Genomic DNA, 15190 nt, shown 5'->3' on the forward strand with positions numbered 1-15190 from the left:
GGGTTTTTTTGCATCAACTATGCCCTCCCGCTCAGCACCTCCACGGCCTTGAGGCAAGCCGCTGTCCGCGTCTCCACTTCCAGCTTGGAGAAGATCTCCAGCACGTGCTTCTTCACGGTCGCCTCGCTGATGCCGAGGATGATCGCGATCTCGCCATTGGTCTTGCCTTGCGACAGCCACAGCAGCGTCTCCGCCACTCGCGGAGTCAGGTGAAAATCTTCCTCCAGCTTCTTCGGCGTGCTGAAGTCCGGCTTGAACTCCGGCACCGCCGCTTGCCGCGCGCGCTCCAGCCGGGTCTTGATCGCAGACAGCAGGTCGGTCTTCGCCACCGGCTTGGTGAGATAGTCATCGGCACCCAGATTCATCCCCGAGCGGATGTCCGGCTTCTCGCCCTTCGCGGTCAGGAAGATGAAGGGCGTTGCCTCCGTCGCTGGCAGCGAGCGTACTTCCTTCAGCACGCCATAGCCATCCAGCTCCGGCATCATCACATCGCAGAGGATGATGTCCGGCGTCTGGCTCTTCAGCATCTCGATCCCGACCTGGCCGTTTTCCGCGGTCAGCGTGTTGTATTGCTCGAGGCGCAGGATCGTCGCCAGATTGCGGCGCATCTCGGGCTCGTCTTCAATGATCAGGATCGTCTTCATGTTGGCTTGATTGAAAGTGGGATGGCGACCTCCACCGCGGTGCCCGCGCCGACGTGGCTTTCGACATCGATGGTGCCGCCGTGGAGCTCGACGCTTTGCTTCACGATGACCAAGCCCAGGCCGGTACCCGGGCGCTGCCCGACATTCGAGCCGCGCTGGAAGGCGTCGAACAGCCGCTCCCGGTCCTCCGCCGGGATGCCGATGCCGCGGTCGCGGATGTGGAAGCGCAGTTCCTTCTCGGTGCCGATCGCCTGGAAGACGACGGCCTCGCCTTCCTCCGAGTACTTCACCGCATTGCTCAGCAAGTTGATCAGGATGTGCCGCAGCAGGTGCTCGTCCGCCTGGATCTCATCCGGCAGCCCGGCAGTGAAGAAGCGGATCCGGCAACGCGCGGAGCTGGTGGAATTCACCTCATCCACGATCCGCCGGCACAGCGCCGCCGCATCCAAGCGCCCGGCGCGGAAGACCATGCGCCCGGCATCCAGGCGGCCGAGCAGCAGGACGTCTTCCATCAGTCCCGCCATGCGGCGCGAGTTCTTGATGATGGATTGGAGCTGCTCCTGGCGCTCCGCGGCATCCAGCCGCTCCAGATAGTCCGCGAGGATTTCCGCGGACGACTGGATGATCCCCAGCGGCGTGCGGAACTCGTGGGAGACCATCGAGACGAAGTTGTTCTTGAGCTGGTTCAGCTCGCGTTCGCGCTCCAGCGCCCGCTTCAGCTCCATCTCCGCTCGCTTGCGTTCGGAGATGTCAGTCACCACTGCTTGGATCAGGCCGTTCCGGCCGCCTTCGATGCAGGTGAGGGTCACCTCCATCATCACCTCGTGGCCATCGCGATGGAGTTGCGCCCATTCGAAGCGGGTGGTGCCGTGCTCCATGCATTCTTCCAAGCGCCGCTGGGCCGCCAGTGCCGAGGGCTGGCCGTCCGGCTGGAACTCCGGCGCGAAGTCCTTCGGGTGCATGCCCACGAGTTGTTCCGGCTCCAGGCCAAAGATCCGCGCCGCCGCCGGGTTCACCGCGGAGAAGAGCTGGTTCTCGTGGAGCATCACCCCCTGCGCGGAGGTCTCGAACAAGGCGCGGAACTTGCGCTCTGATTCCTTCAAGGCCAGCTCGGCCCGCGTTCGCTCGGTGGTATCCACCGCGATACCCCACAACTGGTCCTCGCCGTCCGGCGAGCGGATCAGCATTCCGCTCAAGTTGATCGGCACCAGATGACCGTCGCGGTGAATGTATTCCTTCTCGAAGGGGCCAAAGGTCCCGTGCGCCCTCACGATTTCCAGGATCTTGGCCTCCTGCTCCTCGTACTTGCGCGGGGTCACATCCCAATAGGTCAGATCGTAGATTTCCTCGGCCGTGTAGCCGATCATGTCGGCGAAGGATTGGTTCACCTGGAGGAACTTCCCGTCCCAGCTCACGCGCGCCATGCCCAGCGGCGAGAACTCGAAGAGCGCCTTGAACTTCTCCTCGGAATCCCGCAATGCCCGCTCCGCCTTTTTCCGAGCACTGATGTCTTGGGCGATCCCCCAGATCTGCACCTCGCCGGTGGAGGAGATCACCCGCATGCCGTGCAGCAGTACCGGCACGGCGCTACCGTCCTTGCAGATGTATTCCTTGTCGAAGGGGCCGAAGCGCCCGGTGCCCTGCAGCTTGTCGAAGAAGGTCCGCTCGCCGGGGAAGTGCTTCACCCGGTTGATGTCCCAGTAGTTCATCTCCAGCAGCTCGTCGTGCGTGTAGCCGAGCATCTCGGCAAAGGCCGAGTTGGTTTCCTGGAAGTGCCCGTGCTCATCCACCAGCGCGATCCCCAGCGGCGAGAACTCGAAGAGCCGCTTGAACCGCTCCTCGGAAATCCGCAGCTCCGCGGTGCGTTCGGCGATGATCCGCTCCTGCGACTGGGTCATCTCCCGGACTTCCGCTTCCGCATCGATGCGTGCGGTGTCGTCGCGGTGGATGCAGACCACCTCGATCAGCTTGCCGCGTAAATCGAGCACCGGAAACATCGTCGAGCCGATCCAGCGCAGACCGCGGGCCCGTTGCTCCGGGCTGGCCCGCAGCTCGAAGGGCAGCGGCGGGATAGTCACCACCTCGCCTTGGAAAGCCCGCTCGATCAAGGGCAGCACGCCAGCCATGGCAAGCTGCTCATCCTTGCGGATGCTGTGTCCCTTCAGGTCCTCCAAGGTGAGCTGGAAGAGTTCTCCGTAGGCCTTGTTCACCTGTAGCGTGGAGCCGTCCGGCGCGAAGACCTGCATGCTCACCGGGCTCTGCTCGAAGGCCCGCAGCCAGCGGCTGCCGGAGAGCCGCAGCTCGTCCTCGGTGCGCTTGTGCTCCGCGATGTCCCGGGCCGTGGCGAGGATCAGGGTCCGGCCTTCCGCGGGGATGGCAGTCGCCACCACGTCGTGATAGGTCACCGAGCCGCCCGGCGCGAGCACTTGCCACTCGAAGCGCTGGCTACCGGTCTCCACCGTCCGCCGGAGGACCTCCCGCATCATCTCACCGGAGCGGCGGCCGTCCGGCTGGAACTCCGGGGCGTGATCTCCCGCAAAGGCTCCGATCATCGCTTCCGGGCTGGGGTAGCCGACGGAGCGGGCCGCAGCCTCGTTCGCCACCACCACCTCGCCGGTGCTCGCATCCACCAATGCCATCGCGTCGACGCTGCGCGCGAAGGCAGTCCGGAACCACCCCGTGGTGTCCGGCTCGGCCGTCGCAGCGCTGCCTTTCTCGCTTGGCATACCGGTTTATGCAGGATTCCCGCGATTCTGGAAAGAGAGCGTCATTACACCTTTCGTTCCATTTACCTTCCCGCCCCATCGGGCCAGCATTCGCCCAAGTCCCCCCGGACCTATCCCCCCTCGCAAGAAACAGAAACTAAGCGCAGGCCTCCCCTATCAGCCCGTGGTCGACTCCTCCGACTCATCACGGGCTGATCGCTTTTTTGGGGGGGCAGGCAAACTTCCTTTTGACTCGGTTCCCGGCCCGGCGAGCGTGTTAGTGCCATGGGAACCACTCAAAATCTTGTCGCCAACGAGGCCCTCGAAAAACTGCGCGAGCTGGTGGACGAATCTCCCACCTGCATGTTCGCCAGCAACATCGCCCAGGTCCCGCCCCACCTCTGTCCGATGCAGGTTCAGGACGTGGACGTCGAGGGCTGCCTTTGGTTCTTCAGCGGCGCGGACAGCATCCACAACGCCCAGATCCTCGTCGACTCTCGCGTGCAGCTCATCTTCTGCAACAACAGCAAGCACGAGTATCTGGCCGTCTACGGCCGGGCCGAAATCACTACTGACATCCACAAGGTGGACGAGCTCTGGACCAACATGGTCAAAACTTGGTTCCCACAAGGTAAGGATGACCCCAACCTTACCCTGATCTGCGTTTGCCCGGAGAAAGTCCACTACTGGGACGTGAAGGACGGCAAGCTCGTCGCCATGGCGAAGATCCTGCTCGGCGCCGTCACCGGACATCCGAAGGACATCGGGATCGAGGGGGACTTGAATCCCTGATTCCAATTGAAGAAGTTCAACCGCGAAAAGACGCGAAATTTAAAAGGCAGGAACAGCCGGCACTCCGGCTGTTAGATTTCGCGGAGTTTCGCGTTTTTCGCGGTTCAATCAAAACTTCCCCCGAGTGAACGACTCCTCCGGCGGAGCAGTGCCCTCTTCCGAGTGATCCACCTCTAAAACGGGAATCGGGCCTTCGCCTTCATCCGGGAAGCGCATGGTTCCGGAGAGCTTCATCCAAGCTCCTTCCTTCACCTCCGGCACGCCGTCCTTGAAGCGAACGATGATCGGAATCGCTTGGCTGTCCGCCGCGCAGCAGGTGATGAACAATCGGTAAATCCGCCGCTGCTTTGCACCACCCTCGGGGTCCTTCACCATCCGCCCCTCGGTCTCCACCGCCATGCCCTCCACCAAGCCCCGCATCTCCGGGTCGCCATTGCTGAAGAACAGCTCCATCAGGCTGAACTCATGGAAGCCGGCGCTATTCTTGGGATGCTGCTTCTCGATGATCTCGCGGGTCAGCGTCGGAAGCATCGCTTCCAGCGCCGGTGTGCGGCTTTCCGAAGGTGCATCGTAGAGACCCTTGGCGGCCAGGGCTCCGGTGGAGAAGGCATCCTTGGTATTCATCACGCTGAAGCCCAGAGGCAGCAGCAGGATTGCCAGCGCCGCGATGGGATTCAGGTCCAGGCTCTCGTGATCGTGTGAATCCTCCGGCCCATGGTCATGACCGCAGGAGGCCGCTTGGGTCGCAGTGAGAAGGTTGAACAGGCCCACCACAATCAGTCCCAAACCACCACCCAGGACCAGCGGATGGAAGTCCGCTGCGAGGTACTTCACGATCCGGCCGCTGGCATAGAAGTAGACCAGCACGCCGCCCCAGGTGGTGAGGGCGACCGACGAGAGCAGGCGCTGAAACTTGGGATTCATCGATTCGCGAGGTGGAAGATGATGGCCTGCCAGCCGATGGTCAGGGCGCCGATGCCGATGAAGAGGCCGATGGCCAGCCACAGGATGAAGCGGCGCTTGAGCACCGTTTGATAGAGGAAGAGTAGCTTGACGTCGAGCATCGGCCCGAAGACCAGGAAGGCCAGCTTCGCGCCGTAGGTGAACTTGGCCAGGGTCGCCGCGATGAAGGCGTCCGAGGTGCTGCAAAGGCTCAGCACAAAGGCGAGGACCATCAATGCTGCAGGGGCTGCCGTTTGATTGTCGGCCAGAGTGCCCAGCCACTTCGCACCCGGCGCGATGCCGGTGTTGAAGAGCGCGGTGATCGCCACGCCGATCGAGAAGTAAACGCCGACATCGACGAAATCCCGCATCGCCGAACGGAAGGCCGCCACCAGGCGATTGTCCCCGTGATCATGGTCGTGTCCGCAACCGTGGCCATGATCATGGCCGCAGCAGCCGTGTCCGTGCTTGTGATCATGATCATGCTCGCAGTGCTTGTGGGCGGCGGCAGGCTCCTCCTTCTCCAGGCTATCGAGCAGGCGCTGCCGCAGCACATGCCGGAGTGGGATCCGCAGCACGATCAGGCCGACCGCCACTGCAACCAGGAAGCCGAGGCCAAGCCGCGACCCGGCCATCACCCAACTGGTGGAGTAGGCTTGCCCGCCTAGGACCATCGTTCCGCTGAAGGCCTTCCAGGTGCTGAAAGCCGTGATCGGATTCACGATCGGCGCGGCCAGCATGTAGGTCAGCGCGCAGGAGACCGGCAGGCCCTTCTTCACCAGCCGCCGGATCACCGGCACCACCGCGCATTCGCAGACCGGCAGGATGATCCCCAGCAGACCGCAGACGAGGATTGCCGGGAACTTCTTCTTCGGCAGCAGCCGGTCCATGGTCCCGGCCGGCAGATAGATATCGATGAAGCCGCTGATCAGCGTGCCCAACAGGATGAAGGGCGCGCCCTCAAAGAGGATGCTCAGGAAAGCAAAGGCGAAGTCCTGCTTTTGATCGGGCGACACCCCGGGAGGAAAGGTTTCCCCGCCGGGCCTGTCAAACCCGCTCGCCATCCAGCAAGCGCTCGCGCAAGGCGGGGCTCGGCAACGAGCAAACATCGGCTTTGCCGAACCAGCGGTAGCGGTGGGCCGCGATGTAATCGTAAGCCCAATCGCGCAAGCCTCTCGGTATCAAGCGGCCGACCTCCGCGAGCAGAGCCCAGACTCCGCCCAAGGCACGCATGATCCGCAGCGCGCCCTCGGAGCGGTTGTAGGCACCCGTCCCATCCCGAATCACCACCGAGCTGAGTTTGGCGCTACCCGCTTGCTCCTCAATCTCGCGCCCCAGCGGCGTCTGCAAGGGCACGAAGCTCAGCCGCTTGTGCCGGTCGTGCTCGGCCAGGAAGCGGATGCTGCGGCTGCAGAACATGCACTCGCCGTCATAGGCTATCGTGATCGTTTCGCCCTCCGCCATGCGGCTACCCTAGCACACCCAAGTCCCGACGGGAAGCCCGTCACTCCCACCTAATAAATCCAAAGCCCGCCCCGTTCCCCCGATTATGAGGAAAAAATCCCCGCTCCGCCATCGCCGTGCTTCCAGCTCCGAAGTGAACCTCGGCTTCCAGATCGCCCCGATGATCGACGTGGTCTTCGTGATCCTGCTCTTCTTCATGGTCAAGGCCGCCTCCGTCCAAGAAGAGAAGGCCCACGTCACCAAGCTGCCCGGAATCGTCCCTTCCGTAGCTCCCATGCCCGACGAGATCGCGATCGCGGTCGGCGATGACGGTCAGGTTTATCTCAACGAAGATCCATCCGACGCCCCGGATTCCCGGAACCTGCCTCAACTTGCCGCCAATCTGGTCACGCTCAGGCAAGCGGCGGACGCGACCCAGAACAAGGTCCTGGTCACCATCTATGCGGATGAGATGGCCGAATACCAACGCGTGGTCGACGTCCTCGACGCCTTGACCCGGGCCAAGATCAGCGACGTCAGCTTCCAGATCGCTTCTGCCGACTGAAGTTAGGTTTTTGCGTGCCACTTCGCCGTGGCAGGCTTGAATGCGGCGTGTGACGCCCAACCTGCATCATCTCGAGCTCTTCTATCATGTCGCACGCCACGGCGGCATCACCGCGGCCGCGCGCAGCATGCCGTATGGCATCCAGCAGCCGGCAATCAGCGGCCAGATCGCAATCCTCGAGACCCAGCTCGGTGTCCGGCTTTTCCAGCGCCGCCCCTTCAAGCTAACTCCGGCTGGCCACGATCTTTACGATTTCCTCTCCCCCTTCTTCGCCGCGCTGCCGGAGGTCTCCGCCCGGATCGCCGGCAAAGCTTCCCGCCGCCTGCGCCTCGCCGCACCGGCGACCATCATCCGCCGCCACATGCCCGATGTGCTGGCCGCGATGCGCAAGGAGAAGCCCGACCTTGAACTCAGCCTCGTCGATACTGACCAACGCGGTGCCTTCGACCTGTTGGAGCGCGAGGAAGTCGATTTCGCCGTCTGTGAGCTGGAATCCCGGCCACCCGCGGGCATCCGCACGGAGATCCTGATCTCCATGCCGCTGGTCCTGCTGGTGCCCAGCGGCTACAAGGTCGCGCGCTCCGGGATCCATGGGATGGCGGTGGATTTCCCGCTGATCCGCCCCTCCTCCGACACAGCCCTCGCCCGGATCTTCGCCAAGGGCTTGGCCAAGGCGCGTCTCGATTGGGCACCCCGGATCGAGGTCAACTCGCTGGAACTCGTGCACGCCTACGTCGCCGGCGGCTTCGGCGCCGGGCTCAGCGTCAAGGCCCCCGGGATCACCTTCCCCAAAGGTACCCAAGCATGGGAGATTCCCGACTGCCCCGAGCTCATCATCGCCGCCGCCTGGCGCGGCAAGATCGCGCCGCTTGCGGAGAAGGTGCTCGATGGGCTGCGAAAGCGGGCGAAGATGGGGTGAGGGGCATCATGATCCAGGAGCCCCAAAGGGGCGGCAAGGAGACAGCAAGCGCAGCCTTGGGTTCGTGCCCAAGCGGATGGCCCCCTGAAGTGGCGGCGCGGAGATCGAGGATAACAACATCCAGTGGAGTCACCACGCTCCTGGCCCCCAATTCAGGGGGCGTGAATTGCCGACGGCTTGACCCAGGGCTGCGCTAGCGCTTGCCCTGGGCTGTCTCCTTGCCGCCCCTTGGGGGCTTTTGATCGCATGCCGCCTCGCCAGCAGTGGAGATCACTTCCTCACCACCACCCGCGTCGCGCCGAACTTAAGGCCCATGGCTTCAGCCTTGTCGGCGCCTACGACGCAGCCCGCAGTGTCCAAGGCATCGGCGATCGTGCCGCTCGGCGCGATCACACTGACCGCGACGTGCTCGGTCATGCCGAGGCCGGTCTTGGGATCGATGATGTGGGAGTAGCGCTTGCCCTCGATTTCGACGAACTGATGGAGATCGCCGGAGGTCGAAACCGCGCAGTTCGCCAGCTCCACCACTTCCTCCGGCTTCTCCAGATCAAAGGTTTGCAAGCCGACCCGCCATGCCGTCCTGCCCGGTGGCGGATCTCCCATCCGGAGGTCCCCGCCCGCGGCGACGCAGGTCTTCGGGAAGCCGCCCTTCTTCATCGCCTCGAACATCTTGTCGGCAGTGAAGCCCTTGGCGATGGCCCCGAGGTCGAGCTGCATGCCGGGCTTCTTGAGCAGGATCGTGCTGGTCTCGCGGTTCCACTCCGCATCCTGCCAGCCACAGGCGGCGCGCGCTTTTGCGAGCACTTCCGGATCCGGGAGCTTGCGGGTCTTGCGGGTCTCCCGCCAGAGCTTGGTGAGAGGGCCCAGGGTCGGATCAAAGGCACCCTCCGTCTCGCGGGCCTTGGTGAAGGAAGCGTCCAGCAGTTCCGCGAAGAGTGGTGAGACTTTTGTCGGATCGCCCGGCTTGAGCTTCATCAACTCGCTGTCCGCCAGATAGTCGGAGGCTATCTTGTTGATCTCCTCTCCCACTCCGAAAGCTTCCTCCGAAGCTTTCTTTGCGGCTTCCGGGTCCTCCCCGTAGCAGGTGATCTGGAAGAGCGTGCCCATGAGGGGGCGCTCGAAATGGAAGCGCTGTTCCTCGGCTTGAGCAGTAGCCGCGAAGAGGAGAAGCCCCAGAATCAATGTCCCGAATCCCTTCATCATTCAGTCGTAGAGCATTGCGGTGCGGTTGAGCTCACAGTGCATCCGCTGGGCCTCATTGAAGCTCCCCGGATAGCGATGCTCATCCAGCATCACCTCGCGGTAGGCTTTCGCCATCTGGGCTGCGGAAACTTCCGGCGCAAGGTGTCCAACGCCGGTGCCAAGCCCCGGAACTGCCACATGCTCAATGGCGATCTCTTCGCAGTGGGACTTCGCCGCAATCAGGATCGCCTTCATCGCGAGGTAGGCATTCACGCTGGTCGTGATCCGCATCGGCACCCGCATCGTGGGCGCACAGATCAACCACGGCACGCGGACATCCTCGGTCGGGATGACCATTGCTTCACCCACTAGGAGTTCGCGCAGGGGGCGGGCTTGGATCGCCTTTTGGACCCGGGTCTGCAGATCCCAGCCGAAGCGGTCGGACAGCATATGATCGAGACCGCCATCCATGAAGCCGAAGGAATTCGCCGGGCTGACGATCGCATCGCAGGGCAGATGACAGATATCGGAACTGGCGATCGCTACCCCGGGCAGGCCCTCGAAGGCATGCCGCCAAGCGTCGATCAGTCGGTCTTGCCGATCACAGAGCGTGATTTTCACCGGGCCATCCTCAGGGCCGTGCCCGGGCCTTCCAAGCCCGGTTTTGCGCAAAAACCACGCAGAGGCGGCGGGCAGGGATCGGGAATCACGCATTAGTGAGGAAAGCCGTCAGATTCCGGCTTCGCGTCCCGTTGTCCCCGATCTTGGGAATTGCAGAAATTTCCATTGTGAACATCTTGTCACGCTTCGCACCCGGCCCACCCCTGATGCAAAAACCCCTGCGCCTTCTCGGCCTGCCCTTACTGCTGCTCCTGCCTGCCGCCGCCAATCCGGTGATCACGGAGTTCATGGCCAGCAACCAAGCCACCATCGCCGATGAGGATGGTACCTTCGCGGACTGGATCGAGGTCCACAATCCGGACCCCACGCCGGTGTCGCTGGACCAGTGGTGCCTGACCGACAACGCGGCAGTTCCTAACAAGTGGGTCTTCCCGGCCGTCACTCTTGCCCCCGGCGAGTTCAAGATCGTGTGGGCTTCCAGCAAGAACCGGCGGGTGCCCTCCGCGCCCTTGCACACGAATTTCTCGCTCTCGGCCGATGGCGAGTACCTCGCGCTGGTGCGGCCGGATGGCACGGTGGAGCAGAGCTTCGGTCCCGCCTTCCCGGCGCAAAGAGGAGACGAGTCTTACGGCGCTCAATTCAATCGCACGACCTTGCTCGCGCCGGGGGTGCCCTTCCGCTACCAGGCACCGGCAAGCGCGGAGATTCCGGGGGCTGCCTGGAACCAGCCTGGTTTCGCGGACAGCGGCTGGTCACTTGGCAATTCCGGCTTCGGCCACGGGATCACTGTGCCGGGAATCACCGTCCGCCAGGTTTTCAGATCCAGCTTCTTCAACACTCTGGCGGACGCGGACGCGCTGCTCGCCCTGCCAGCCGGTAATCCCGCAATTCTCTCGGACACGACGGTGACCGCGGAGGTGGCGAACTATCTCGGTGAAGGGGGCGACGGCCACTTCGGCGAGAACAGCTCGCCGCCCGGCGGGTCGGGCGATGCCTATGCGATCAAGCTCACCGGCTTCGTCGAGATCCCCACCGCCGGCGTTTATACCTTCGGGACCAACACGGACGACGGGGTGCGCATCCGCATCGATGGCAGCAATCTCGTGGTCGACGACTCGAACCATGGTCCCCTGGACATGATGGGCAGCCGCAGCTTGAGCGCGGGGCCGCACAGCTTCGAGGTGGTGATGTTCCAAGGCAACGGCGGAAGCTGCCTCGAGTTCTTCGCCGCAGCGGGCAGCTACACCGCATTCAATGCCAACTTCCGCCTGGTGGGTGACACTGCGAATGGCGGCTTGGCCGCGACCACACTGCCGCAGGGCGCGGGCGGTCTGATCGGCACGAACACGCAATCGCTGTTCAGCGGCCGGGCGGACGCCTACTTCCGCGGTAGCTTCAACGCGACGGGACCGGGAAGCTTCAGCGCGCTATCGCTGGTCACGCACCACAACGACGGCTTTGTCGCTTGGCTGAACGGCACCCAGGTCGCCAGCCACAATGCGCCCGCCAATCCGGCCTTCGACTCCGTGGCGCTGTCGTCGCGGACGAATGAAGAGAGCCTGCGGCCGGTCGCCTTCAATCTAACATCACAACTGCCCGCACTGATCAATGGCGGCAACCTGCTGGCGATCCAGGGGATAAAGAGCAGCATCGCTGACAGCAGCTTCCTGCTGACACCGGAGCTCTATGCCGGCTCGCTGATCCCTGGCTCCGCTTTCGCCTTCTACCGCGAGGGCAAGCCGACGCCGGGCTGGATCAATGGCACGCCGAGTTCGCTCGGCAAGATCCAGAACCTCAGCTTCAGCGCGGGCCGCGGTTTCTACACCGCGCCGGTGGCGGTGACCCTCAGCAGCGCCACGCCAGGAGTCACGATCCGCTACACCACCGATGGTTCCACGCCTTCCGCCACGACCGGCTTCGTCTACGGCGCCCCGCTCAATATCTCGGCCACGACCACCCTGCGGGCGATCGCGGTGAAGACCGGCTGGGAGAGCACGGAAATCGGCACGCAGACGTACTTGTTCCTCAATGATGTGATCACCCAGCCGGCAGCCCCGGCGGGCTGGCCGACCACCAGCGGTACTTCGCAGGTGCTGAACTACGGCATGGATCCGGATATCGTGAACAACGGGAATCCGGACATCGGCGGCGCGGCTTCCACCAAGGCGGCGCTCGCGGCGCTGCCATCCGTATCGATCGTCACCGACCTGCCGAATCTTTTCAACATCAACGGCTCGCAGGGCATCTACTCGAACCCTAACAGCCGCGGCTTCGCCTGGGAACGTCCGGCCTCGCTGGAATGGATCAGCCCGCCGGATGCCCAGCATCCGAATGGCAAGAGCGAGTTCCAGATCAATGCGGGCCTGCGCCTGCGCGGCGGTTACTCGCGCTCGACCGACAATCCGAAGCATTCCTTCCGCTTCTTCTTCCGCAGCGATTATGGCGACGGGAAGCTGACCTACCCGCTCTTCGGCCACCACGGGGCGCAGGAGTTCGACAAAATCGATTTCCGCACCGCACAGAACTACTCGTGGTCCTTCGGCGGGGATGACCGCAATACCTTCCTGCGCGAGGAGTCGACCCGCCAGACCCAGCTCGACATGGGCCAGCCGGGTTCGCATGTCCGCTACTTCCACCTCTATCTGAACGGCCAGTACTGGGGTCTCTACGATCTCGACGAGCGGACAGAAGCGGCCTTCGCCGAGACCTACATGGGCGGCGACAAGGACAAGTGGGACGTGATGAAGGCCGAGCAGGAGGCCGACTACGTGCTGGGTGCCACCGACGGTACCTTCGACGCCTGGCAAGACCTCTGGAACAAGACCAAGGCCCATCGCGCCTCGCCGACGAATGCCAACTACTTCCGCCTGATGGGCAAGGCCGCCGACGGCGTGACGCCGAACGGCGAGCCGGTGCTGTTAGACACCGACAACCTGATCGACTACCTGATGCTGACCTTCTGGAGCGGCAATCTGGATGGCTGCACCTCCGAGTTCCTGGGCAACAACAAGGCGAACAACTGGTTCGCCAGCCGGCGCCGCGTGGGCAACCCGGGTGAAGGCTTCCGCTTCTTTGCGCACGACTTCGAGCACACGTTCCTGGATGTGAATACGGACCGCACCGGGCCGTACAATTTCCCGAGCGACGAGGCGAACTTCGCGCGCTCCAACCCGCTCTACTTCCATCAGGATCTCACCGCCAACGCCGAGTACCGGATGCGCTGGGCCGACCGGATCCAAAAGCACATGTTCAATGGCGGTGCCCTGGAGCCCGCCTCTTGGTCCAACCGGGTGAACAAGCTCGCGGCGGACGTCGATGCCTCGATCATCGCGGAAAGCGCCCGCTGGGGTGATGCCTCGTCCGCAGCTCCGAAGACCCGGCAGACCTGGATCAATGCTCAGAACTCGCTGCTGGCCTTCCACCAGCCGCGGGCGGCAGTGGTGCTCAACCAGCTCCGCAACGACGGCCTCTATCCCACGCTCGACGCGCCGACGATCGCACCCTTCGGCGGCTATCAGGCCAGCGGTGTGGAAGCAGTGATCGGTGCGCCCGGCGGTGGCACACTTTATTACATGCCGGACGGCAGCGACCCCCGCGCAGTGGGTGGCGCGGTGAGAGGTGGCGCGCAGATCTATACTCCGGCGGTGACGACCCAGAACTTGGTGCCCTGGTCCGCAAGCGGCTGGCGCTATCTGGCCAACGGGCAGGACCAAGGGGTATCATGGCGCACTCCGGCTTTCAACGATGCCGGGTGGGCCACGGGCATTGCGGAGCTGGGCTATGGCGATGGCGATGAGGCGACGGTCATTCCAATCGTCTTCGCCTCCGCGGGACAGAAGGTGGCAACCGGCTACTTCCGCAAGAGCTTCACGGTGGCAGACCTTGCGGGAATCACCTCGCTGTCGCTGAACGTCGAATATGACGATGCCTATGCGGTGTATCTGAATGGCTCCCGGATCGCCGGTGACCTGCCGGTAGATCCCGCTTACAACTACTACTCCGGCAACGCGATCGAGGACCAGACGACCGGGCCGATCACGATCCCCAAGTCCTTCCTGTTAGAAGGGAACAATGTCCTCGCGGTGGAGATTCACCAGGCCAGCGGCGGCAGCAGCGACATGAGCATGAACTGCTCGCTGACGGCGACGCGCTCGGCGACGGTCTCGCCGCTGTTCGTGAGCGGTGGCGGCGAGCGGCCGTTGCGGGTGCGCGCGCTGTCCGGTGCCACCTGGAGCGCGATGACGGAGGCGCAATTCCTGCTCGATACCGATCCGGCATCGCCCGCCAACCTGGCAATCTCCGAGATTCTCTACCATCCGCTGGAGCCGACGAACGCCGAGACTGCCGCGGGCTTCGCCGATGCGGATGACTTCGAGTTCATCGAGTTGGTGAACACCAGCAGCCGCTATGTCGACCTGCAGGGCGTCTACTTTTACGGGGCGGTGAACTTCGAGTTCAGCAATGCCACGACCGGCCGGACCCTTGCGCCCGGAGCGCGAGTGCTGGTGGTGGGCAACAAGGATGCCTTCGCGATGCGCTATGGCAGCGGCAAGCCGGTGGCGGGAGCCTTCACCGGCAAACTCGACAATGCCGGCGAGAACCTGGTGCTCTACACGCCGGGTGAAGCGGTGCTGCGAAGCGTGAACTACGACGACGCACCACCGTGGCCGGTCGAGGCCGATGGCGAGGGCTACTCGCTGGTGCGCCGCCACCCGAACGATCCGGCCAGCGACAGCAATGGAGACGAATGGGCAGCGAGCGGCAGCTTGGGCGGCAGTCCCGGTGAGGCCGACGTGCCCTCCGTCGGCAGCTTCAGTGCTTGGGCGGCGGCGAACTTCACTCCGGAAGAGCAGGCGAACGTGAGCATCTCCGCGGTGGCCGCCGATCCGGATGGCGATGGACGCCCCAACTTCGAGGAATTCGCCTTCGCGACGAATCCGATGGTGAAGGATAAGCCGGCCACGGAGTTCGTGTGGCTCAGCTTCGGGCAGCAGCACCTGCCCGGCTTGAAGCTGCGCTGCCCGCAGGTGGCGCAGGGGATCCACTACGAGCTGCTCGCTTCGGATGATCTCGGTGCCACGTGGACGACGGTTGCCGAGCTTCCGGAGCTGACGGAAGGAATCGGCGGCGGACTGCAGATGGCAACCTACGCGGATCCGGCGGCGAATGGCGCGACGAAGAGGTTCCTGCGGATGCGCGCGACTTGGGGAGAGTAGCCGGGGCGCTGGCAAGCGAGTTCGGGAATTTGACAGACAGATGTCATGCGCTGGTGCACTTGTCAGTGCATCCGCTATGATGAATCGTCCACGTGGAGTCTTAATCGCTTGTCTGAGCCACGGCATGGCGCTGGCGGCGGGGTGGTGGGCTTGGAGTCAGT

At 63.7% G+C, this 15190-nt stretch carries 11 protein-coding genes; 4 read left to right on the forward strand and 7 right to left on the reverse strand.

Translation table 11 applies throughout. From position 1 onward, the window contains the following. Window positions 1–17: 17 nt before the first annotated feature. Window positions 18–644 carry a response regulator transcription factor gene (locus BV071_RS17235; RefSeq protein WP_035609722.1) on the reverse strand — a complete coding sequence of 209 codons (627 nt, stop codon included), beginning with the start codon at window positions 642–644 and terminating at the stop codon, window positions 18–20. After that, complete coding sequence (locus BV071_RS17240; RefSeq protein ID WP_035609725.1) at window positions 641–3370, reverse strand: PAS domain S-box protein; 2730 nt, start codon at window positions 3368–3370, stop codon at window positions 641–643. The genes BV071_RS17235 and BV071_RS17240 overlap by 4 nt, the downstream gene beginning before the upstream one ends. Window positions 3371–3634: 264 nt before the next feature. Here BV071_RS17240 and BV071_RS17245 point away from each other — a divergent pair, with 264 nt between their 5' ends. After that, the gene (locus tag BV071_RS17245; RefSeq protein WP_035609728.1) at window positions 3635–4141 is read left to right on the forward strand and encodes a pyridoxamine 5'-phosphate oxidase family protein; all 507 of its coding nucleotides are present in this window, start codon (window positions 3635–3637) and stop codon (window positions 4139–4141) included. 108 nt (window positions 4142–4249) lie between these two features. On the opposite strand, the gene BV071_RS17250 is transcribed toward BV071_RS17245, so the two are convergent. The 3 genes from BV071_RS17250 to BV071_RS17260 are packed head-to-tail and all read right to left on the reverse strand — an operon-like array spanning window position 4250 to window position 6547. Beyond that, complete coding sequence (locus tag BV071_RS17250) at window positions 4250–5065, reverse strand: TIGR03943 family protein (RefSeq protein ID WP_035609731.1); 816 nt, start codon at window positions 5063–5065, stop codon at window positions 4250–4252. Continuing rightward, complete coding sequence (locus BV071_RS17255; RefSeq protein ID WP_035609734.1) at window positions 5062–6099, reverse strand: permease; 1038 nt, start codon at window positions 6097–6099, stop codon at window positions 5062–5064. Before BV071_RS17255 ends, BV071_RS17250 begins: the two co-directional genes overlap by 4 nt. A 31-nt stretch (window positions 6100–6130) precedes the next feature. After that, entirely contained in the window at window positions 6131–6547 is a 417-nt protein-coding gene (locus BV071_RS17260) for a DCC1-like thiol-disulfide oxidoreductase family protein (RefSeq protein WP_035609737.1), read from the reverse strand. Between the two features lie 85 nt (window positions 6548–6632). Between BV071_RS17260 and BV071_RS17265 the strand changes: the two genes are divergently transcribed. Both BV071_RS17265 and BV071_RS17270 read left to right on the forward strand, forming a co-directional pair. Continuing rightward, window positions 6633–7091: a biopolymer transporter ExbD gene (locus tag BV071_RS17265; protein WP_035609740.1), complete on the forward strand. Its 459-nt coding sequence runs from the start codon at window positions 6633–6635 to the stop codon at window positions 7089–7091. Between the two features lie 49 nt (window positions 7092–7140). Next, window positions 7141–8010, forward strand: coding sequence for a LysR family transcriptional regulator (locus BV071_RS17270; RefSeq protein ID WP_052573479.1), 870 nt, complete (start codon window positions 7141–7143; stop codon window positions 8008–8010). 270 nt (window positions 8011–8280) lie between these two features. Here the strand turns inward: BV071_RS17270 and BV071_RS17275 are convergent, their stop codons facing one another. Together BV071_RS17275 and BV071_RS17280 are read right to left on the reverse strand one after the other, a co-directional pair. Further along, complete coding sequence (locus tag BV071_RS17275; RefSeq protein ID WP_052573480.1) at window positions 8281–9213, reverse strand: FAD:protein FMN transferase; 933 nt, start codon at window positions 9211–9213, stop codon at window positions 8281–8283. Next, window positions 9214–9813 carry a macro domain-containing protein gene (locus BV071_RS17280; RefSeq protein ID WP_035610042.1) on the reverse strand — a complete coding sequence of 200 codons (600 nt, stop codon included), beginning with the start codon at window positions 9811–9813 and terminating at the stop codon, window positions 9214–9216. A gap of 206 nt (window positions 9814–10019) precedes the next feature. Here BV071_RS17280 and BV071_RS33160 point away from each other — a divergent pair, with 206 nt between their 5' ends. Next, a complete protein-coding gene (locus BV071_RS33160; protein ID WP_265594546.1) occupies window positions 10020–15029 on the forward strand; it encodes a lamin tail domain-containing protein in 5010 nt (1669 codons plus the stop codon). Window positions 15030–15190: the final 161 nt, after the last annotated feature.

Source organism: Haloferula sp. BvORR071, from assembly GCF_000739615.1.
GTDB lineage: Bacteria > Verrucomicrobiota > Verrucomicrobiia > Verrucomicrobiales > Akkermansiaceae > Haloferula.